The sequence below is a fragment of the Vallitalea okinawensis genome, assembly GCF_002964605.1.
Classification (GTDB): Bacteria; Bacillota; Clostridia; order Lachnospirales; family PQDH01; genus Vallitalea_A; species Vallitalea_A okinawensis.
Window position 1 is genome coordinate 101,727 of record NZ_PQDH01000003.1, and the last position, 21,839, is coordinate 123,565.

The 21,839-nt window shown below is 33.3% G+C and carries 16 protein-coding genes and 1 tRNA gene; 1 reads left to right on the top strand and 16 read right to left on the bottom strand.

The features are described 5' to 3' along the window. Position 1: 1 nt before the first annotated feature. From smc to C1Y58_RS10020, 12 genes are all read right to left on the bottom strand, one after another. The gene (smc, locus tag C1Y58_RS09965; RefSeq protein ID WP_105615896.1) at positions 2–3,580 is read right to left on the bottom strand and encodes a chromosome segregation protein SMC; all 3,579 of its coding nucleotides are present in this window, start codon (positions 3,578–3,580) and stop codon (positions 2–4) included. A 12-nt stretch (positions 3,581–3,592) separates the two neighbouring features. After that, positions 3,593–4,282, bottom strand: a complete 690-nt coding sequence (gene rnc, locus C1Y58_RS09970) for a ribonuclease III (protein ID WP_105616476.1) — start codon at positions 4,280–4,282, stop codon at positions 3,593–3,595. A gap of 232 nt (positions 4,283–4,514) precedes the next feature. After that, on the bottom strand, positions 4,515–4,742 hold the full coding sequence (acpP, locus tag C1Y58_RS09975) for an acyl carrier protein (protein ID WP_105615897.1): 228 nt from the start codon (positions 4,740–4,742) through the stop codon (positions 4,515–4,517). A 104-nt stretch (positions 4,743–4,846) separates the two neighbouring features. Next, positions 4,847–5,845: a phosphate acyltransferase PlsX gene (gene plsX / locus C1Y58_RS09980; protein WP_105615898.1), complete on the bottom strand. Its 999-nt coding sequence runs from the start codon at positions 5,843–5,845 to the stop codon at positions 4,847–4,849. 90 nt (positions 5,846–5,935) lie between these two features. After that, on the bottom strand, positions 5,936–7,168 hold the full coding sequence (locus tag C1Y58_RS09985; RefSeq protein ID WP_105615899.1) for a glycosyl hydrolase: 1,233 nt from the start codon (positions 7,166–7,168) through the stop codon (positions 5,936–5,938). Positions 7,169–7,267: 99 nt separating this feature from the next. Further along, the gene (locus tag C1Y58_RS09990) at positions 7,268–7,828 is read right to left on the bottom strand and encodes a Holliday junction resolvase RecU (protein ID WP_105615900.1); all 561 of its coding nucleotides are present in this window, start codon (positions 7,826–7,828) and stop codon (positions 7,268–7,270) included. 4 nt (positions 7,829–7,832) lie between these two features. Next, positions 7,833–9,866 carry a cell division protein FtsA gene (locus C1Y58_RS09995; protein WP_157950037.1) on the bottom strand — a complete coding sequence of 678 codons (2,034 nt, stop codon included), beginning with the start codon at positions 9,864–9,866 and terminating at the stop codon, positions 7,833–7,835. Between the two features lie 191 nt (positions 9,867–10,057). After that, positions 10,058–11,686, bottom strand: a complete 1,629-nt coding sequence (locus C1Y58_RS10000; RefSeq protein WP_105615902.1) for a peptide ABC transporter substrate-binding protein — start codon at positions 11,684–11,686, stop codon at positions 10,058–10,060. Positions 11,687–11,781: 95 nt separating this feature from the next. Then, positions 11,782–12,417, bottom strand: coding sequence for a dephospho-CoA kinase (gene coaE, locus C1Y58_RS10005; protein WP_105615903.1), 636 nt, complete (start codon positions 12,415–12,417; stop codon positions 11,782–11,784). Continuing rightward, positions 12,404–15,052 carry a DNA polymerase I gene (polA, locus tag C1Y58_RS10010; RefSeq protein ID WP_105615904.1) on the bottom strand — a complete coding sequence of 883 codons (2,649 nt, stop codon included), beginning with the start codon at positions 15,050–15,052 and terminating at the stop codon, positions 12,404–12,406. Before polA ends, coaE begins: the two co-directional genes overlap by 14 nt. 179 nt (positions 15,053–15,231) lie before the next feature. Continuing rightward, positions 15,232–16,254 carry an anti-sigma factor family protein gene (locus tag C1Y58_RS10015; protein ID WP_157950038.1) on the bottom strand — a complete coding sequence of 341 codons (1,023 nt, stop codon included), beginning with the start codon at positions 16,252–16,254 and terminating at the stop codon, positions 15,232–15,234. Between the two features lie 31 nt (positions 16,255–16,285). Then, the gene (locus tag C1Y58_RS10020; protein ID WP_242985375.1) at positions 16,286–16,876 is read right to left on the bottom strand and encodes an RNA polymerase sigma factor; all 591 of its coding nucleotides are present in this window, start codon (positions 16,874–16,876) and stop codon (positions 16,286–16,288) included. A 330-nt stretch (positions 16,877–17,206) separates the two neighbouring features. On the opposite strand from C1Y58_RS10020, the gene C1Y58_RS10025 reads away from it, so the two are divergent. Beyond that, positions 17,207–17,290, top strand: a tRNA-Leu gene (locus tag C1Y58_RS10025). Positions 17,291–17,484: 194 nt separating this feature from the next. On the opposite strand, the gene rsgA is transcribed toward C1Y58_RS10025, so the two are convergent. The 4 genes from rsgA to lepB form a co-directional block, all read right to left on the bottom strand. After that, entirely contained in the window at positions 17,485–18,510 is a 1,026-nt protein-coding gene (rsgA, locus tag C1Y58_RS10030) for a ribosome small subunit-dependent GTPase A (RefSeq protein WP_242985376.1), read from the bottom strand. A gap of 629 nt (positions 18,511–19,139) precedes the next feature. Beyond that, positions 19,140–19,970, bottom strand: coding sequence for a multinuclear nonheme iron-dependent oxidase (locus C1Y58_RS10035; protein ID WP_105615906.1), 831 nt, complete (start codon positions 19,968–19,970; stop codon positions 19,140–19,142). A 93-nt stretch (positions 19,971–20,063) separates the two neighbouring features. Then, complete coding sequence (locus tag C1Y58_RS10040; RefSeq protein ID WP_170311567.1) at positions 20,064–20,843, bottom strand: DeoR/GlpR family DNA-binding transcription regulator; 780 nt, start codon at positions 20,841–20,843, stop codon at positions 20,064–20,066. 266 nt (positions 20,844–21,109) lie between these two features. Beyond that, positions 21,110–21,706 carry a signal peptidase I gene (lepB, locus tag C1Y58_RS10045; RefSeq protein WP_105616479.1) on the bottom strand — a complete coding sequence of 199 codons (597 nt, stop codon included), beginning with the start codon at positions 21,704–21,706 and terminating at the stop codon, positions 21,110–21,112. Between the last annotated feature and the right edge of the window lie 133 nt (positions 21,707–21,839).

Below are 21,839 nucleotides of genomic sequence, written 5' to 3' on the forward strand. Positions count from 1 at the left end.
CTTAAGCATACTGTAATTCATCTTCTGTTTCATCAAACTTAACAGATACTGATTTAGAAACACCCTTTTCTTCCATTGTAATACCGTAGAGGGCGTTAGCAGACTCCATAGTCCCTTTTCTATGTGTTATGATTAGATATTGAGTCTGACGACTTAAGTCTCTTAAATAACCAGCAAAACGCTTAATATTATAGTCATCTAGTGCAGCCTCTATCTCATCAAGTACACAGAAAGGTGAAGGGTTCATCTTTTGGATGGCGAATAATAAAGCGATCGCTGTTAAGGCCTTTTCACCACCTGATAGAAGCATCATACTTTGTAACTTCTTCCCTGGAGGTTGAGCAACAATTTCGATACCTGCATGCAGCGGATCTGATGCATCTGATAATTGCAATAAACCTTTCCCTCCTCCAAAGAGCTTAGAAAATACTGTATTAAATTCATTAGCTATGATTTTAAAACGTTCTTCAAATTGCTCTTCCATAGCCTTTGTTAACTCTTCTATTAGCAAGCGCAGCTTCTCTTCTGCAGTAATAATATCATCTTTCTGTGTTGTTAAGAATTCATACCGTTCTTTTGTAGCCTTAAACTCTTCAATAGCGTTCATATTAATGTTACCTAGATCTTTAATCTGTCTTTTTAATTTATCTATATGACTCTTAATCTGACTATTACTTCCTAACTCCTGTTTGTAATCTAGACAAGTGGAGTAAGTGATCTGATAGTCTTCCCACATACGCTCTCGTAGGTTATCTAATTGAACCTCTAATCGAGTCTTCTGATTCTCAAAACGGCTTAATTCATTATTTAAGAGATTAATTTTTTCAAGGCATGATTCAATCTTTTCTTCAAACTCTACTCTTTTCTTAGCAATAAGCTCTTTCTTTTCTTCAAGATCCTTTAACCCCGCCTGACTTCCTGCTAAAGTTTCTTCTTTCGTTTTGATCAGTTTTTGATGTTCTCTAGCTTGTTCATCCAAATTCTCAATCTCTTTATAGTGTTCATCTATTTGAAGATTAGACTTATTCACTACTTCTACTAATTCATCTATATCATTTTGAAGCCATTTGATATTATCCTTTAATCGATCACCTGTCTGCTTGAGTTCATTATACTTTATTGTTATATCTGTCGCTTCTTTATTCAAACTTTCTTTCAGTTGTCTCTTTTCTTCAATGGTACTTTCAGTAGTCTCATGTTGTACTTGTATGGTATTCTTTTTAATCATTAACTCACTAATGATTTGATTAATGGCTTCCATACTGTCTGTTTTATTTTGCTTTTCTTCACGTAAGTTATTCCTCTCACCATCGATAGCTATCATTTTATTACTTACGTAAGATCTCAAATAATCAACTTGTTCTACCTTTTGCTCTACTTCAGATAATTGAGCATTGCAAGTTGTGTAGTTATTCATGAATGTTTTATACTGATCATCATTATAGGCGATTTCATCTTTTAGAGCATCAATTTTTTCTTGCCTCTCAAGAATTTTCTTCTGTCCTTTTTTGATGAGTTCTTTCAGTTCTTCTATTTCTCTTTTGCGAGATAAAATAGAACTATTCTTCTTGTAGATACTACCACCTGTGATGGAACCTCCAATATTGAACTGTTCACCTTCTAGTGTAACAACCCTTAGATACTGACCAAAAGCTTTTGCTATCTTTGATGCTGAGTCAAAATCAGTTGCAACGATAACATTACCTAGTAAGCGTGACATGACTCTACTATATTGGCTGCCGTATTTAATAATCTCATTACCAAACCCTATAAAACCAGGGTATGTACTTATGTCTTTTCTATTATTTTTTCTTTCTTGCATCATATTTAATGGCAGGAAAGTAGCTCGTCCCAGTTTATTGGTTTTTAAATAAGCGATAGCATTTTTAGCTGATTGCTCATCTTCAGTAACCAGGTTCTGAATACTGCCACCTAATGCAATTTCTATTGCTGTTTCATACTTTTTAGGTACGTGCATTAAATCTGCAACGACACCATGAATCTTGTTCCATTTAACAGGATCTTGCTCTCTTAACTGCATAATTTTCTTGACACTCTTATTAAAGCCCTCATAGTCATTATTCATGTCTTCAAGAAATCTTAATCGAGAGCGACGCATATTTAAGTCGTTGATGATCTTCTGATAGCCTTCCATCAATTTATTGAGATGGGCTTTCTTTTCTTCAGATACATGCTGATAATTTTGCATCTTTTCATTGTATTCGCTCAAAGTCTTTTTGAATATAATTTTTTTATTATTGAGATCATTGTAGACACGTTCATGTTCAGAAAGTTTTTCAGCGAACTCCCGTTTTTCATCACCAAGCTTTTGATGTTGCATATCAATTTGCTCAATCATAATTTCTTCTCTTTGTAAAGCAGTCTTCTTATCCGTAATTTCATCAAAAAGCTTAGTAACGACGGATTTATTTTCTGATAAATGAGCCAAAGCATCATTCATAGCTTGGTCTGCTTTATTCAAGCGATTATTAATCTCATCCAGTTGATCTTTATAAAGACTAATCCCCTCTTCTAGTTGATTAAGCTCGTCTTTCTTTCCGCAGATGGAATTATCTTTTTCTGTAATTTTAAGGTTTGATTCGTCAATCACACTCTTTAAGCGAGTAATATCTTGATTTAAATACCCCTGTCTTTCTCGGGTAACTTTTAAATCTCCTTCAAATTTCTCAATCTCCGCAGTTAAAGAAGTAATCTGATTACGAGTTACCTCAATCTTATCCTCTATATTTTTAACATGATGAATAAACTCATTATTTTTCTCTTTAGCATTGACTTGCTCTATTTTACTTTTTTCTATTTGATCTATAAGCAAACTAATCTCATCGTCAATGCTTAACATGCGTTCTTTGACGATTTCATGCTCATTAATGAATTGATTCATCTCATATATTTTAAGCTCTTCACTATATCCTAAATAAAGTTTTGTTTTTTCAGCTTGCTTTTCCAAAGGTTCTAACTGATTTTCAATTTCAGAGATAATATCATTTATGCGCAGTAAATTTTGATGCTCTTCTTCTAATTTTTTTTCTGCACTTAATTTTCTACTTTTGTATTTAACAATCCCTGCTGCCTCTTCAAAAATATAGCGTCGATCATCTGGCTTTGAACTAAGTAGTTTTTCAACTTGACCTTGTCCAATCAAAGAATAGCCATCCTTACCAATTCCTGTGTCCATGAGCATTTCATGTATATCCTTTAAACGGCATCTTGATTTATTGATGTAATATTCACTTTCACCGGATCGATAAACTCTACGGGTAATACAAACTTCCGAATAATCTAAAGGAAATAACTGACTGGAATTATCAAATGTAATAGACACTTGTGCAAAAGATACGGCTTTACGATTCTCAGTACCAGCAAAAATGACATCTTCCATTTTTGCACCCCGTAGCAATTTAACACTTTGCTCACCCAGTACCCAACGAATTGCATCTGCAACGTTACTCTTTCCACTACCATTAGGTCCTACGATTGCAGTAATACCACCATCAAATTCTAAAGCTAGTTTATCCGCAAAAGATTTAAAACCTTGAATTTCTAATTTTTTCATACGCATTGCTATCACCAACTATCCTAAGCTTTTTAGTGCATCCTTTGCTGCATTCTGCTCAGCTTCTTTTTTATTTTTTCCCGAACCTGAACCTATGATTTGGTCTTTATGACTTACAGCTGCAACAAAAGTTTTATTATGTGCAGGTCCTTCTTCACGAATAATACCATACTTAAGGGGGATATTACTCTTACTTTGGATGATTTCTTGTAGTTCTGTCTTATAATCAGTAAACAGATTCTTAATACCGTATTCGTCTAAGTTTTCAAGCAAAATCTTTTTCACAACACTTTTCGCCTTACGAAGTCCACCATCCAGATAAACAGCACCAATGACGGCTTCAAATGCATCTGATAGGATCGAAGGACGTTCCTTCCCACCTGACAACATCTCACCTTTACCTAAATAGAGGAAATCACCAAGATTTATCTTTTTAGCCATATAAGCTAGAGCTGGTTCACATACTATCTTGGCGCGGAACTTCGTTAATTCTCCTTCTGATAACTTACTGTAATTAAAGAATAGATATTCACTAATTATAATTTCAAGTACAGCATCTCCCAAAAACTCAAGTCTTTCATTATGAGTTGACTTATTGCCTTTTTTCTCATTGGCATATGAGGTATGGGTGAGGGCTTGCGCTAATAATTCTTTATTATTAAATTGATACTGGATGACCTGCTCGAAGGTCTGCAACCTATCTTCCATTTTCAAATCCTTTCCCCCACTATCTGGGGTAGTATTTAGAAATTATATTATAATGTGTAACGTTTAAGCTATATATATTGAACTAATCATATAGAATATTTTTTCATTAGTTCAATATATATTCCTTATTTTAAAAGTCGAATAGTTCTAAATAATTGATGGGCATATAACAATTATTTAATTCGACTTATATATTCACAGAAAAAGTCCCGTTTCACAGGACTTTCTTGGTTTAAGCGTTATTTTTAATAAATTCAACTGCATCTGCTACTGTTTTAATCTTTTCAGCATCTTCATTAGAGAACTCAATATTATACTCTTCTTCTAACGCCATAACGATTTGAAATAAATCAATGGAATCTGCCCCTAAATCATCTGCTAAAGATGTTTGTTCTGTAATATCACTCTCATTCATATTAAGTTCTTCTGCGATAATTTGTCTAATTTTTTCAAATTCCATAAAATAAATACCCCTTCCAACTAGAAAATTATTGATGCCTTTTGGCTTCGGTGCACTAGTCCTCTCACACCTTAATAATGTCCAAAAAAGTTTTCTTTATATCATTATAAGTTTTCAACGATAGATTTGTTAACATCTGATTGAATAAAGTTTTTAGCTTGTCGTATTGCATTAAAAACTGCCTTACCATCAGAGTTACCATGTGCTTTAACAACTAATCCATTAAGACCGAGTAAAACAGTACCTCCAACTTCAGATGCATCAAATCGTTTATAGATTGATTTAAACATAGGTTTGAGTAGTAATGCTCCTATTTTAAAGCGTAAACTCGTTTTTAGCTCATTCTTAATAGCACTAAAAAGAAACATACCTACGCCTTCCATATTCTTAAGAATAATATTTCCAGTAAAGCCATCACAAACCACTACATCAGCCTCACCATCTGTAATATCTCTCGCTTCAACATTTCCTATAAAATTAATATTCGTATCTTCTTCTAAAAGTTTATAAGTTTCTTTTGTAAGCATGTTTCCCTTGGACTCTTCAGCTCCAATGTTGACAATACCAACCCTAGGAGATTTCTTACCTAGAACTTGTTTGGAATATATGTACCCCATATTAGCAAATTGAACTAAGTAACTAGGCTTACAATCTGCATTGGCACCAACATCTAATAAGACAGAGTAACCCTTTTTTGTGGGAATTAGTGGTGCTAAAGCTGGTCTTTCTACACCTTTAATACGCCCAACAATAAAAGTTCCCCCCGCTAAAATAGCCCCTGTATTTCCAGCAGAAACAATACCGCTTACCTTACCTTCTTTAACAAGATTCATGCCAACAACAAGTGATGAATCTTTCTTTCTTCTTATAGCCATAACAGGTGAATCATGATTAGTTATAACTTCTGTTGTATGAATGACTTCAATTTTACTTTGATCAAAAGTGTACTTTGATAATTCTTTATTTATTTTAACTTCGTCACCGATTAAGACTACCTCAATTTGCGGCATCTCTTTAATAGCCATTATACAACCTTCAATAACAGCCTGTGGAGCGTTATCGCCTCCCATTGCATCTACAGCTATTCTATAATTCTGGTTCATAAGTTTCCTCCTTAAGAATCAGGTATAACTAAAAAAATCAAGTCAATATTTACTATACTAAATTTTAGAGCTCGTTTCAATATTTTTTAATTATTTTATAAGAATTATTTTACTTTCTCTGTCTTCTATTATACTATAATCTGTTAATCTATCAATATCTTTAGTAGAATAAAAGACTTTACTGTTAAATAATACTTTCATCACATCTTGAATTACCGAACTCCCTAATGACTGAAGGATATAGTTCTCTGTCATATACAGTTCGTCATTATAGTCTAAAATCTCAGTAAAATAGGTATAATGAGTAGTCCCTTTTGTTAAATCTCTTTCGCAAAGTGTTGATACATTTTTCAGATTTGCTATTAAATCCCGATACGCAACTAATAGGTTTTGATCCTCTGTTACGGAGTAAACATCATCTAATTGATCTGTAACATTTACATTAAGATAATTAATCCCTTTAATACGAGGATAGCTTGGTATTAAAGAATAAATAGCTTCTAATGCATCTGTAGCCTCTTCAATGCTGTACTGATGAAGTGTATTGGAATAGTGACTTATAGCTAACTCGTTAAAAATCAATGGTTTATGATCCTGAAAGATTTCATAAAAACTAATGATATCCTCTAAGTAATTATTATTGTAGTCGTGAAGTCTCAAGTTCATGCCTATCCAATCCACATACTGATCTCCTGGATAAAAATCCATGGCAAATGAATAATTCTCTACATTAATTGACCAAACTACTGCAGCACTTTCAATGATTTCTTGTATTAGCTGATAGGATGTTCTGAAATATGGTATATAGTTCTCCGCAGCAACACCATTCTCAATAGGTGATGGGTATATTGAAATAAACACTGGTACTTCGTAGGCACTAATGCTCTTTAAAGTTGTAATAAGATCATCATAGTCATTAACGTCCCCTGTAAGAGAAGGATAAATAATTATATAGGGTGTCCTAAGTTCTGCTATACAGTTTAAAATAAAGTCCTTATCGATTGCTTGCCCAGCCTTTATATATGTTAAATTTAACTGATGATGTTTTCCAGTTAATAAATCAAATTCTTCAATTGAGTGATTGATATATCGATTAGATAAAACGTAAGCTCCAAGATATAACCCTTCTGTTGGTTCAAAAAAATTGTAATTGTATTGATTATCTTCTACCATCAATACGTAATCATCCACCATATTATCTGTCTTATCCTTTTCAGCTAAAGTTGACTCAAGGGTCTTTATAGACCTCTCAAAAAGACCTGAATAAAAAAATAAATAAGATAGAAGGACAATGAGTATAAAGGTAAAGAAAATGCGTTTCATATACAACACCTCCATTATATATATTTTCCATATATAGGTAGTTGTATACAGCTAAAGCGCAGAACATGGTGCCACAGTACCACTTCTACGCTTTTTTATTTAAGCTTCTTTACTTTCTCTTTCTTTGTGAAGATTCACCAAGTAACGTTGTAAAGCCACTAAGTAATGTAAGGATACCCCTCCAGTACCATTTTGTATCTTATATGACTGGTCAAAAGCCTCATAAGGTATGGATTTTCTTGCACCATTTTTAGCCATACAATAATAGTAGTAAAGATCTTTAAAAGGAAATAAGAAGCATTCATCTTTCTTCGTAAAATAAACAAGAAGAAATGCAATACCTTTTTGATTCTCAAAATCCTTCATAAATTCTATTTGATGCTCATGTATATTGGCCAAAGGTAAACTAGCTGCACTTGTTTCCTTAGCATCAAAACAGATGGAATAGCCCTGTACAATGCCTATGTAATCCACTGTACTCTTTTGCTCAAAATAAGCTAAAGTTATAGTTCTTTGCTTACTATCAATCTTAATAGGCTTAATAGGTGTGGGAATCTTTTGAACCATGGCTAAGCCTTTCTGCCGATACATATCATTGGTCATATTGATTATTTCTTCAAATGTACTACCTCTTAGACCTCTCGTATTCCAATAACCCATTATATCACTCCCAGTAAATATCTAATTGGTCATTTGGTCCTAGCGGATCCGTATAGGCAGCTTCTTTACCGTTTAACTTTAAACGAATTTTCCCTTTAGGATTAGCAAGATCGAAAGGATAAAACTCAAATATGTCAACATAGATATAATCCGTTTTGCCTTGTAACATAACAGTATCTCCATTAACAACTACTATAAAATCTAATGAGCCATCAGTAGTCCATGATTTTTCTTCCACAACTACAGGAGTTGATTGCTGTTCCACATTCTCACTTACAGCTACTTCTTCAAATGTAGTTGCAGTTATATTGTCATCAATACTGTATTCCACGTAATCTCCCCTTTTAATAGGAGCATCGATATGTTCTTCAATTCCATTAATATAAAAGGTACTCTCTAAAGGCATTTCAAAGTACTTGGATAAATCTGCTAATGTTAGTATTTCTTCGAATTGAATGTGATCCTGAGGTTGAATATCACAGTTATTCAAAACAACATCTCCATTAACAAAAATCGGAAGAGATATCTCTTGTTCAATCCCATTGACAATAAAACTGCTTTGAAAGACTACGAATTCATTCAGCTTAGCTTTAGCATCTTGTCCGTTTATAGCTTCTTTGATTATTATGTAATCGCCTTCTCTAATGACCGTATGTAAGTTAGCTTCTTTATTATTAACATAGATTTCTGCTGGTTCACCTAATTGACCTTTTACTCGTTTTTTTGCTCCATTCAAAGTAAAATGTAGATCTTTACCTTTCCTTGCCATCAAGTTACTATAATCATAACCATGTTTTAATGCAGCATCCATAACTGTTAATTCCCTGGCGTTGAGAAGCTTAACTTTTTCATCATTGAGTATAACTTCACAGAAATTATCTTTTTGATTTTCCATTGCAGTTGTACAAATCCCCACAGGCGTAACCATCGAAGGATCTACAAAAGCTTCGCAATCAAAGGTTACATTTAAAAGATCATTGACACCTTTAAGAACAACTCTTTCTTTAGGTAGACCTAATTTTTTTGCTAACAACTCTATAAAACCTTGTAACTGTCCTCCACCGCCTACACAAAAGATAGCATTTGGAGATTGGTTTCCATTTAACTTAATGATTTCATCAGCAATAGCACTTGTAATCTGGTCAATAACCGGTTTTAACTGTTTCAAGACGGTTTTAGTATTCACTTCATGGTCCATTGACAATATATCTTTGTAACGGATTTTTTCTTGATCATATGTAGCAATTTTCATTTTCTCTGCAGTATCAAAATCAATCAGGTACTTATGAACTAGTTTCTCTGTCATTTCATCCCCAGCCATGGGTATCATTCCATAAGCAAAGACGCTACCGTTCTTTGTAATTGCTATATCTGAAGTCCCTGCACCAATATCGACCAATGCTAGGTTAAGCATACGATAACTTTTTGGTATTGCCGCATTAATTGCTGCAATAGGCTCTAAAGATAAGTGATCAACAGTTAAACCTGTTTTGTGTACAGATGTGTATAAACTATCAATAACGACTTGAGGTAAAAAAGTTGCTAATATTTTAATCCCGATTCTTTTTGCTTTATGTGCTTCCAAATTTTCAATCTCATAATCGTTTAAATAATATGTAACGACATTATAGCCAACACAAAAGAAATCCCCTTCTGTTTGCTCACCAATACTCTTCTGAGCTTGTTCAACACCATTTAATTCAAGAGATTGAATATGATGTTTTCCTATTTCTTGCTCTTCATCAAAATCAATAAAGGTATTGATGGTTATCGTCTTAAGAACCCGACCTGCTGCAGCTATAGACACTTCTTTTAGTGTCATATTCTGACGTTCTTCTAAAATCACCTTCACCTTGCTAATGGTATCAGCAACTTTCATTATGTCATGAATCTGTCCATCAATCATGGCACGAGGCGCATGTTCAACAACCTCCCAGTCCTTGATAACGAGTTTATCATCAACTCTCTGAGCAACGATTCCAACGACATTTCTTGTTCCTATATCCAAACCAAATATGATATTTTCATTTTTTATCATAGTGATTCCCTCTCTCAAAAGTATCATATTAATCATAACATAACCTACAAAGAATGACAATATCTCTAAATTACATGGATCAACAGTACTCAACTTATTCTATTTACATTGAATAATACAATTCTGACAAACTTCGCAAGTTAGTAAAAGAAGCACATAACAAGTTAAAACTTGCTATGTGCTTCTTTTATTTACTCGGCGATGTACCAATTTTCAATAGAATCATAAATATTATTTGGTGATGGTTCTATTTCCCCATAAATATCACTGGTTACTAAAGCATTCTCTCTAAAGAAAAGGCTCATATATGGAACTTCACTTTGAATGTACTCTATTAACGCAGCATACTCATTCTTCATAGTTATTTCATCCATTGCTTTAAATGCATTAGCTAATAGTTCATCCATTGTAGCACTGCTGTAGTTAATATAATTCCCTGTAGCATTTGTACCAAATGCAAAAGTTAAATCAACAATTGGTGATAAGTTCCATCCACCATAAAAAAGATCAAAATCATCAGCTTCTATTCTAGCATAAAAAGCTGCTGAATCTAAAGGTGTAATAATTACTTCTATTCCTACCTCAGCAAGATCTTCTTTGATAGCATTTGCAATAGCTAAACGTGCAGGATCAGAATTGGATACAATCATTTCTAAGCTTAATTTATCATTACCTTTTTCAAGAATACCATCATTATCACTATCTGCCCATCCTTCTTTTAAAAGAATTTCAGAGGCTTTATTAATGTTATAAGCATAAACAGCTAGCTCTGATGTGTTTAACCAAGAATCTGGATGGATAGGCGTTTCAGTAACAGTACCAAAACCCATCAAGTATTCATTGACAATCTCTTCACGGTTAACGCTGTAAACTAAAGCTTGTCGCAAATCTTTATCCTGTAAAAGTGCATGATTGAAGTTAAACCCAACAAAATCATAGTAATAGGTGGAAAACTCATTGACTTGCCAATTTTCATTACTTGTGAACTTACTCCAATCAACTTGGGAAGTATATAACGCATTAGTTATATTGGCTTCTAAAGAGTTTATTTTAGCAGCTTCATCTCTTGTAATGATAGCAGAAACGTTATTTATATAGACGTATCCACCATGCCAATTATTATTTTTTGTTAACGAAACATCTTGCATAGGAGTATACGCTTCAAATATATACGAGCCTGTACCTATAGGCGTCATATTCTTTTCTGTTGTTAGCATATCTTCACCTTGGTAGATATGTTCTGGAATAATAGGAAAAGTTAATCCATATAAATAGCCACTGTAAGCTTGTTTTAAAACTATTTCTACAGTATTGTCATCAATCACATTTGCATAAGAAATATTTTCTATACTCTTAGCATACATGGACTCTCCCCCTAAAGCTTTAAGGGTTTCAATAGTAAACACAACGTCATCTGCTGTGAAAACTTCTCCATCATGCCAATAAACTTCTGGTTTTAAAGTAACCGTTAAATAAGTACCGTTGACACTAGCTTCAACAGAATTCGCCAGATTAACTTGTGGCTTTTGATTTTGATCTAAGGAAACAAGACCATCAAAAACTAATTGAAGTAATAAATCAATTGATTCATCCTTATTTACTAAGGGGTTTAATGAGGCAGGATCGTTGATAGCAACTTTTAAAGTACCACCCTCTGCTGGCTCAGGTATAACCACTTCTTCGACTACTTCTTCTACAACCTCTTTAGATACTTCATCTATAGCACCCGTTGTCTCATTATTACTAATTGTATAGCTAACAAATACAATAAATAATAATACAACTGCAACAAAAGCAAATAATGTTATTATTTTTTTCATGTTGTCCCTCCGTCAAATTTATTGCATATATTCAACCTTCATTTCGATTTTTACATTATATTAATATTGAGCTTTTTTATATTTTTATTTTTGGCTCAAAGCGAAGATTGCAAATTATATTTTACTGCTAAAGCATCGCATGCTTTAAAAAGCTCATCAAGATTTGTATCATTACTGATAATCTCGTCAGCTCTTTCAATGTATTCTTTATTTTTCCATTGAGAGGCTAATCTTTTTTCTATTGCTTCAATGGATAAACCGTCACGATTTAGCAGTCGCTCTTTTCTCTTTTCAATGTCCGATATAACAACCCAAATTGTATCTGTATAGTGTATTAAATCTGATTCTAGTAATTTAACAGCATCTACTATTATAGCAGAATACTTCAGGGATTGATACGTTTTTATCTCATGAATCTGATTAAAGATGAACTTGCATATATGATAATGGGAAATTCGATCCAATGCACTTAATTGCTTGGAGTCTGCAAAGACAATACTTCTCAATTTTTCCCTAGAGATGTGTCCTGTAACATCATCAATAACTCCCTCACCAAATTGCTGTACAAGTTCATCAAATGCAGGAGAATCTTTCTCAAGCATTTGATGGCCTATCTTATCCCCATCTATAACATTTACATTATAAGCGTCTTTAAAATAGGTAGCAACAGTACTCTTGCCACTACCCGAATTCCCCGTCATGCCAATAACCAAGAGCTTACTTTGTTTCATACCAGTTATCTCCTGTGTGCATATCAATATCCAAAGGTACTTTTACATCAGCGGCATGGGTCATTTCTTCTTCTAAAATAGTTTTTACTATTTCGATTTCATCTTTATGAGTTTCGATAAGCAGCTCATCATGCACTTGTAAAATTAGTTTTGAACGGAGTTCTTCATCCTTCAGGCGCTTATGGACATTAACCATTGCGATTTTTATGACATCTGCTGCTGATCCTTGTATTGGCATATTTTTCGCAACTCTTTCTCCAAAACCACGTTGTATAAAGTTACGTGATCTAAGTTCATCAATCTTTCTTCTACGATTAAACATCGTGGTTGCATAACCAGTTTCTTTAGCACTCTCTACACACTGATCCAAATAAGCCTTTACTTTAGGATACTTATCAAAGTAAGCAGTAATGTACTGTTGTGCCTCTTTTCTAGTAATTTTCAAATCCCCACTAAGACTAAAAGCACTGATTCCATATATGATACCAAAATTGACAGCCTTAGCATTACTTCTCTGTAAAGAAGAAACTTCTTCCAAAGGTGTATTAAAAACTTGTGAAGCCGTTAAACGATGAATATCTTCATCTTCTTGATAAGCTTTAATAAGTATATCATCCTCTGAGAGATGAGCAAGAAGACGTAATTCAATTTGTGAATAATCTGCGTCAACAAAGACATACTCCTCAGAAGTAGGAATAAATACTTTTCGTAATTGACGTCCCATTTCCATCCTTATAGGTATATTCTGCAAGTTTGGTTCTGTACTGCTAATACGTCCAGTTGCGGCAACCGTCTGTTTAAATGTAGAATAAATTTTACTGGTATCTTGATCAATAACTGCAAAGAGCCCATCTACATAAGTAGACTTCAATTTACTTAATTGACGATATTCAAGTATTAACTCAACGATTGCATGTTCGTACTTAAGCTTATCCAGTACATCTGCAGCAGTTGAATAACCTGTTTTAGTTTTCTTTATAACAGTTAGTTCTAATTTCTCAAATAGAATAACCCCTAGCTGTTTGGGAGAATTTATGTTAAATTTCTCACCTGCTAAATCATAAATATCCTTCTCAATTTGGTTGAGCGTAATCTCTAATTGCTCACCATACACTCTTAGTCCATCTTGGTTAACAGATATACCTCTTTCCTCCATGTCTGCTAGAACAGAAATTAATGGAAGCTCGATATCCAAATACAGTGGCATCATACCAGCATCATCAATGAGTTTTAACATATTATCCTTAATCATATAAGGAACTAATGAATGAGAGGCAACGAATGAAAGACGTTGTTCTTCTTCTAGTTCTCTGATATCAATTCGCTTACGCCCCTTGCCTAATAATTGCTCTTCGCTTGGCAAACTAGTATGCAGATAATCATAGGCTAAAGTATTGATTGAATAATCGTCTTTTGACGGATTGATTAAATAGGCTGCTATCATAGCATCAAATTGCAATCCCTCTAATTGAATACCTGCTTCATGTAATACGTGAATGTCATCTTTAGCATGATAACCTATTTTCTTGATATCATTATCTTCAAGTACATCTTTTAAAACTTCAGTCACCCTATGCATATCATGATTCTCTAGATCAATAATATATGTTTGATCTTTTACACTTAAAGAAACATACTTAAATTCTGGAAGAATTTTAAAGGCTAATTCTTCTATTCCTTTTAACTGATCCTTTAAATTCGCCAGTGAATCAACAATGTTATAGTGTATCTCCAAAGTGGTTGATTGAGTCTCACCAGCATCCTCCAATAAGCGTTCAATTAACAACTTAAATTCTAACCATTGCATATAATCAATAGCTTCTGGTTGGACTAAATTCTTTTTATCAAGAAAAGCAATATCCATATCAATAGGACAATCGATACAAATAGTTGCTAACTCCTTAGACATTCTTGCCTGATCTTCATAAGTTCTTAAGTTTTCTGATGCTCTCTTAGGTTTTATTTCTTCAGCATGATCAATAGCATTTTCGATGTTGTTATAGGCTTGTATAATCTTAACAGCCGTCTTTTCACCGATGCTAGGAACTCCTGGTATATTATCAGAAGTATCACCCATTAATGCTTTTACATCGATGAATTCTGTAGGTGTTACACCGTATTTCTCTTCGACATCTTTTGCAAAATACTCTTCTACTTCAGTTTTGTTTCCTTTAGTCTTAGGTATCTTAATTTTTATAGCTTCTGTAGCTAATTGTAATAAATCCCTATCACCAGATAATACTGTTACCTGGAAATTTTGTTTTTCATACTGATTAGCCAATGTTCCTAAAACATCATCTGCTTCATAACCATCTTTTTCGAAGATGGGAATGCTCATCTTTGATAGAAGTTCTTTGATAACTGGCACTTGTTGTCTTAACTCATCAGGCATTCCTTTACGAGTCCCTTTGTATTCTGTAAACATCTTATGTCTAAAAGTAGGTGCCTTTACATCAAAAGCAACTCCTATATGTGTTGGTTGTTCATCATGAATAACTTTTAATAAAATATTCATAAAACCGTAAACTGCATTAGTTGGTTGTCCATCTTTATTTGTAAGCAATGGAATGCCATAAAAAGCACGATTCAAAATACTGTGCCCATCAACTATCAATAGTTTATTTTCATTTTTCATCTTTACACCTCGTTATAGAACTTCGATATGACTTTCTTCATACTATCATAGTTATTATACCAAAAAAAACAGAAAAAAAATAGAAGTCTTTTCGATATGGACCTCTATTTTTTCCTTTATTATTGCATATCATCTTATACTTCTATAGATTTCAACGCATTATGAAACATCTGAACTTTTTATTCACTCTCAATAATTTCTCTTAGCATCATGCCACTTTCTTGAGCTTCTACATTATATTCTTTATATAAATCAAATTCTTCATTCAATACTTGAAGGATAACAGTGATTCCATCACTTGTTTCTTCTTGAATCACTACAATTGAGTAAAAATCCTCCTGTGGTAATTCGGTTGATGAGTAAAAATTCATTTGCCCAAATTGGAATCTCAAATTGTCAATTAAAGCTTTTTCATCCAATTGATTTGTTTCTTTAAGAGATGACAATTGGATAGCTGTTGCTTCTAATTCACTTAAATCATTGACTATATGAGTAAAGATTTCTTCATAAGTTGAAAACTCATCAATTATCTTATCAGCAGCACCATACATCTCAGAAAATTCTGGTGAAGCTTCTGTATCCCCAAATGTTAAAGTCAATTCAGTTTCTCCAGCTACTTGAATTTCTTCTATACTTGCCTCTTCACTATCAACATGAATATCCTCTTTAGATTCATTTTTCATACTAGCTGCATTGGTAGTTTCACTAGCTGCCATAGGCATGTCACTCTTATTATCCGCCTTAGATTCTTCTGCGGATTCTTCTAGTGCAGCAGTATCATAAGCGGCCATTTTATTAGTACTCTTTTCAGCCTTCTCCACCATAAGACCATCATTCATAATAAGTGGATTTCTTGCTACAACGAGTAAAAGCATAATACACGCTATCGACACAGCAGGCACCATAAACTTCTTCTTAAATAACTGTGACAAGAATGAAACGAATTTATTATTTTGCTCTTTAATCTCATGATTTTCTCGCTCTATTTCGTGAATTTTTTCCATCAAATCCTCATGGAAATCGTTAGGTAATGGAGTGATTTCAGTTTCATTGAGTGTTCCTACAATTTCTTTTAACATTTCTAATTCATATTTGCATGCTTCACAAGATGCAATATGCTCTTCAAACTGAATTTGCTCAGTTGTATTTAATTCATCATCTATATATAAAGATATTAAATCTCTAATTTCGTTGCAATTCATTATAAGCCCTCCTTTCATTCGGTTCATTCAATTAGACGCACTCTTTCTTAAAAAGTTCCATGTCCATTAAAAGTTCTCTTAGCTTTTTCCGGGCTCTATTGAGTCTTGATTTAACTGTCCCCTCAGAGGTACCGACTATCTCTGAGATTTCCTTATAACTTAACCCATTGATATCTCTTAGAACGATTATGGTCTTTTGTTCTTGCTTCAAAAGTTCCATGGCCTTATAAATATGTTGAGCACGTTCCTTTTGTAATAGCGTCTTTTCAGGCATGGCTTCAGTGACAGATTCAACAGATTCTTTTACTTCAATATTTTCGTCCAACGACAAATTCTGATGATCTTTATGACTTTTTTTCTTTCTTATATAATCTAGAGAAGCATTTACTGTAACGCGGTATATCCACGTAGAAAACGATGATCTTCCATCAAATTTATTTAAGTTCTTGTATACCTTTATTAGTGCTTCCTGTGATGCATCCTTCGCATCTTCTTCATTTTTCAACATCTGAAGTGCTATGTTATATACCTTTACTTCATAATTCTCAATGAGTTGTTCAAAAGCGTTCAAATCGCCTTTCTTAGCATTATTAATTAATACCTTTTCATCTAACTCGTACAAAAAAGTGCACCTCCCACTATCGATCAATTCTGGGTATAGTCTCAGTACATATATTCTTCTATCTTTGATCTATTATTTGTCCTAAGTACTTCTTAATAACTAATTATAGTATTATATCTTACATTAGACGTAATGCTCCTCTAAAAAGTTCCTTCTTTCTTTAAATATTTTTATATTCAATCAAAATCAATACTATTATAACATAAATTTAGTAGTCATGTTAGGTAATTGGACAACTGTTATTCTTTACCGAGAAATTTGAAAATTTTGCTTAAAAAAACTTGCAAATAAAATATTTTTATGTTAATATAAATGAGCACTTAAACACTAGCGGATGTGGCGGAACAGGCAGACGCAGCAGACTCAAAATCTGCCGGTGGTGACACCGTGGGGGTTCGAGTCCCTTCATCCGCATTATAAGGCTGAAATTCAGATAAAAACTGGATTTCAGCTATTTTATTTTTGTTGGAGAAATAGGAAAAAAATTGAACTGACCAATTGTGATCAGTTCAAAAATTGACTAAGGCAGAGTCGGCTTCGCACAACAATGTATATCATGCCATTTAATCGTATATATTCCTATCAATAATTCTTACCTGTAGTATATATCATCCTTTTCTTTTCTTCTTTTTATTCCACATTGCTATAGATTTATTTCGGGCATCTTTTTCACGTAAACATCTTGCCTTGTTATTTACAAACTGTGCTTCTGATTTAATTTGTAAATAGCTATTCCAACGCTCTTCTGAAAGTTCCCCAATCTCAATAGCTTGTTTAATGGCACAGCCCGGCTCACTTTTATGCCTACAATCAGAAAACTTGCATCTAGCAAAATAGCTTTCCACGTCTGTAAATGCTTCATTAAGGCCAACATTAATATTCCACATGCCAAGTTCTCGCATACCTGGGGTATCAATAATCATTGCTCCACTTGATAGCATAATAAGCTGTCGGTGTGTTGTTGTGTGGCGTCCACGGCTATCATCCTCACGAATATCATTGACCACCATTATCTCTTCTCCTGCAAGTACATTTACAAGACTTGATTTTCCCACACCACTAGAGCCAAGTAATACTATAGTTTTACCTGGTCTTAAGTAGTCAGATAGCAAGTTAATACCATGACCCGTTTTAGCACTCACAGCAAAAACACCGACGCTGGCTGCTATCTTTTCAACAGCTCGCGTTTGCTCTGTGTAATTATCCACTAAGTCTAATTTAGTAAGGACTATCACAGGAATACCACCGCTTTGCCAAGCAAGAGTTAGATAGCGCTCTATTCGTTTAAGATTGAAATCATGGTTTAACGATGCCATAATAAACACATAATCAAAATTTGAAGCAACAACCTGTTCTTTAACTGTTTTAACATATTCGACTGCATGACCTGAGAAATCATTACGTGAAAACTTTGATTTTCGCTCTAGAGTTTTTATAATTTGGCTGTCACCACTCTCATTATATTGAATAAAAACAAAATCTCCAGTTGTAGGAAAAATCTCATGTTGCTCTTTGTAGTATGAACTTGCTTTTAATCTACCATATGTTTGCCCATATTTGCAGATAAGTTCATAACGTTCTTTGTGCACTGCTATAATACGAGCTGGGATACCCTTTTCATCTTCCGGCATCATTGTTGCATTAAATCCATAATCTTTTAAGTCTATCATTTAAAAACCTCCGTTACTTTCATTTATATAAAAAACAGCAAAATTTTCATTGTTAAATAAACTCTTTGTTTACTTCAGCGTCCTTATTCGTAGCATACTGAAATATAGTGTTATACGAAGTCAAACATAAGTAGTCTACATATTAGATTTCACGTAATCCAATTAAACTCTCAATATAATTGTAAGGTACACATTTATACTACATCAATATAAACAATAATTAAAAATATTCTTTACTAGAATCATTAAATTGCAATTTAGCCCCTTACTCAGTCGGTGAATACCATTTACATCACAGTACAAAAGTCGCCAAAGCAACATTAAAACTGGACTAGGAAAGTATGGAACCTTGCGAGCAAAATACAGTACTTTCCTAGCCCAAAATAACATCAATGACTACCAATCGTTGCATTTTAAAGGCTGAAACACAGTTAAACACTGGATTTCAGCCTTTTTTTGCTTTTAATATATTTATGCGCTTCCCCCTTCTAGAGTGTTAGAAATCTTATATTTCAGTGGTAATCTATTCGTAGCTGATAAAAGATTTTTATATCCAAGTAATTGATGAAGTTTCTATGAGGTTTATACTATGTTCATCTTCGTATAATTTCTCTCAACTTACTGACTTGTTCAATGATTTCCTCTTTAGCTTTTTCATTGATGCTATCGGGCTTCATGACTGGACAGCCAATACCTATCCTATCATTATGTCTACCATATTCAAGAGTTATTATTTCAGGAGAACATCTTCTAAGTAAATATTGAAGAATCTTGTATCCATCATCTCCAATTTTGATATGGCACATAAGGTCATCATTTTTTTCTGCCCACCCGTTGATATGTATTTCATACACCTTATCCAAAGGCAACTTATTTATATATGTAAAAAACTCTTCTTTTCTATAATTGGATGACCAGATGGCATGACTAATATCAAGCAAGAAGTTTATATCAGCTCTCTTGACAACTTTTGAAATGACCTCTGGATCTGATAAAAAAGGTGATCTACTTTTTTCTACGTTTTCAATTGCTATAAATTCTACTTCCTTAAATGTTTCTTTTAGAAATATAAGATTATCTACCGCTATTTCAATAATCTCATCACGGGATGCATCTTCTTCTGCTCCATCAAAATGAAGTGATATTCCTGGTGTTTCGGATTGATCTATAATTCTCTGGATAATATCAGTCCTTAACTCTTCTTTAAAGCTGGGTGAACATACATTATGCGGTGATGGGTATAGACCATGTATAATAAACGGTTTTATTTGCTTCTTTTCATTAAGAAATTCTTCATAAAGATCTAAGTCATCAAGAATTGGAGCTTGAAACCCTAATGAAGGGAATTTGAAATAATCAATATCAATTAATTTAGCTTTGACAAGTTCCTCAGTTTCTATATAATAATTGCATGCTAGTTTCACTCATTTTTCCTCCTTGTCCTTATTTATTATTCATAATATCACTTAGCGCTCCCTAATGTTGGTTTCTATAAATCTCTTCATAACTGATGCCAATTATTCCTTTTTAGTAACGATGACATCTACACCTGTTTCTTGAATTTTTATCAACTCTTCCTCTAGAGCATCCCAATCTGTTATTAAAGTGTCAAATTTGTTTACGTCACAAACCTTTATAAAAGCTTTAAATCCAATTTTATGATGAGGTAATAATAAAATACTCTTCCTAGTATTTTCTATAATAGCTCTTTGGAAGGTTGCTGTTTCATCTGTTCCATTAGAAACACCAAAATCCGCATCTACTCCTGCTGCAGTCATGAGACATACATCAAAATGCATGCTTTTTACAAATGCTGTGGCAAAACTATCAACAATAGAAGTGGTAGCATGCATTCTCATTTTGCCACCTATCATATAGACGGTTAGATTATCCCAATATTTTAACTCATTAGCAAGACTTGGTGAATTAAGAACTAAAGTGTATCTTATATCCTTTGGAAGATATTTGAGCATAATAAAACCCATTGATCCACTTGTTAAATAAACAATATCATTTTCTTTTATTAATTCTGTCCCTTTTTTTGCTATGGAATCATAATTATCATATGACTCCATCTTTTTCATATCTCTACGGCGAGGTGGCATGATACCAACTTGCGCGATTGGGATTGCTCCCCCTCGCGTTCTCTTTAGCAATCCTTTTTCCTCTAAAAGTCTTAAATCACGTCTTGCAGAATCAACAGAAATATTAAATTTTTCTTGAATTTCTCCAATTGTAATTCTTCCATGTTCTTTAATAATGTTTAAAATAGTTTGATGACGTTCTTCGATAAACATTTCCATTTCACCCCTATACACCTATTAGTAAGTAGAACTGTTACAGAAAGTGCATTTTTTATGCACATTCATGTTTGTTCATGTTTATACATCTTTATTAAGCATTATATCAACTACGTTAATGTTTGTCAAATATTAACATGTACTCTATTAGAAATCATTAATATTCATGATTCTCTTTCTATTCCAAGTAATACTCAGTACATTCCAACATAACGAGAAAAAAGTTGCTATTCAGCAACCTTTTTCTCATTACACTTTATATTCTAATTAAGTAAATCAACTTCATCTAATGGCCAATATCGTATAAAAGCCTTACCTTCTATGTTATTAAAATCTATCAAACCAAAATCTCTACTATCCTTACTTATTTCTCGATTATCTCCTAATACCAATAGTTTATTCTCCGGTACAGTGCATGGAAATTCTAATTCTCTACTTCTAGTATCACCTAGGGTATAGGCTTCATAAGATATTTCTCCATTGATATAGACCTTGCCGTCACGGATGTCAACTTCATCACCTGGAATTCCGATAACCCTTTTTACATAACGCAACCTCTGTTCTTCTCCATTAAATTTCGTAATGTAATCTTCTAATAGGATACCAATGTCACTGCTCCAAAATCCTTCACTACTTTCTTCATTAAATACGATAATATCTCCTCGCTGAGGGGAGGTAACTTTATAGCTTACCCTATCAATAAATAATCGTTGATTTTCAAAAAGAGTATTTTCCATTGATGATTCATGGACTTCTGTTGATGCTAAAACTTCCGCCTGAACAAAAAAAGCAATAATCAATGCTGTTATCACAGTCAGCATTAATTCAGATATTTCTTTTATAAGTCCGTTTATCGTCATTTTTTTCAATCTCTCCATCTCCTTCAGTAACTTCATCCAAAATGCCTTATTTTACTAAATTAATACTCATTATACATGATTAATCATTGAATTGCTATGTTATAAACCTTAAATTAGTATTACAAAAATCTCA

Excerpts from the sequence above, each read along its gene's own strand:
- smc (WP_105615896.1), bottom strand. The coding sequence starts at position 3,580 with ATGCGTATGAAAAAATTAGAAATTCAAGGTTTTAAATCTTTTGCGGAT.
- rnc (WP_105616476.1), bottom strand. The coding sequence starts at position 4,282 with ATGGAAGATAGGTTGCAGACCTTCGAGCAGGTCATCCAGTATCAATTT.
- acpP (WP_105615897.1), bottom strand. The coding sequence starts at position 4,742 with ATGGAATTTGAAAAAATTAGACAAATTATCGCAGAAGAACTTAATATG.
- plsX (WP_105615898.1), bottom strand. The coding sequence starts at position 5,845 with ATGAACCAGAATTATAGAATAGCTGTAGATGCAATGGGAGGCGATAAC.
- C1Y58_RS09985 (WP_105615899.1), bottom strand. The coding sequence starts at position 7,168 with ATGAAACGCATTTTCTTTACCTTTATACTCATTGTCCTTCTATCTTAT.
- C1Y58_RS09990 (WP_105615900.1), bottom strand. The coding sequence starts at position 7,828 with ATGGGTTATTGGAATACGAGAGGTCTAAGAGGTAGTACATTTGAAGAA.
- C1Y58_RS09995 (WP_157950037.1), bottom strand. The coding sequence starts at position 9,866 with ATGATAAAAAATGAAAATATCATATTTGGTTTGGATATAGGAACAAGA.
- C1Y58_RS10000 (WP_105615902.1), bottom strand. The coding sequence starts at position 11,686 with ATGAAAAAAATAATAACATTATTTGCTTTTGTTGCAGTTGTATTATTA.
- coaE (WP_105615903.1), bottom strand. The coding sequence starts at position 12,417 with ATGAAACAAAGTAAGCTCTTGGTTATTGGCATGACGGGGAATTCGGGT.
- polA (WP_105615904.1), bottom strand. The coding sequence starts at position 15,052 with ATGAAAAATGAAAATAAACTATTGATAGTTGATGGGCACAGTATTTTG.
- C1Y58_RS10015 (WP_157950038.1), bottom strand. The coding sequence starts at position 16,254 with ATGAATTGCAACGAAATTAGAGATTTAATATCTTTATATATAGATGAT.
- rsgA (WP_242985376.1), bottom strand. The coding sequence starts at position 18,510 with ATGATGCCGGAAGATGAAAAGGGTATCCCAGCTCGTATTATAGCAGTG.
- C1Y58_RS10040 (WP_170311567.1), bottom strand. The coding sequence starts at position 20,843 with ATGTTTATCGAAGAACGTCATCAAACTATTTTAAACATTATTAAAGAA.
- lepB (WP_105616479.1), bottom strand. The coding sequence starts at position 21,706 with ATGACGATAAACGGACTTATAAAAGAAATATCTGAATTAATGCTGACT.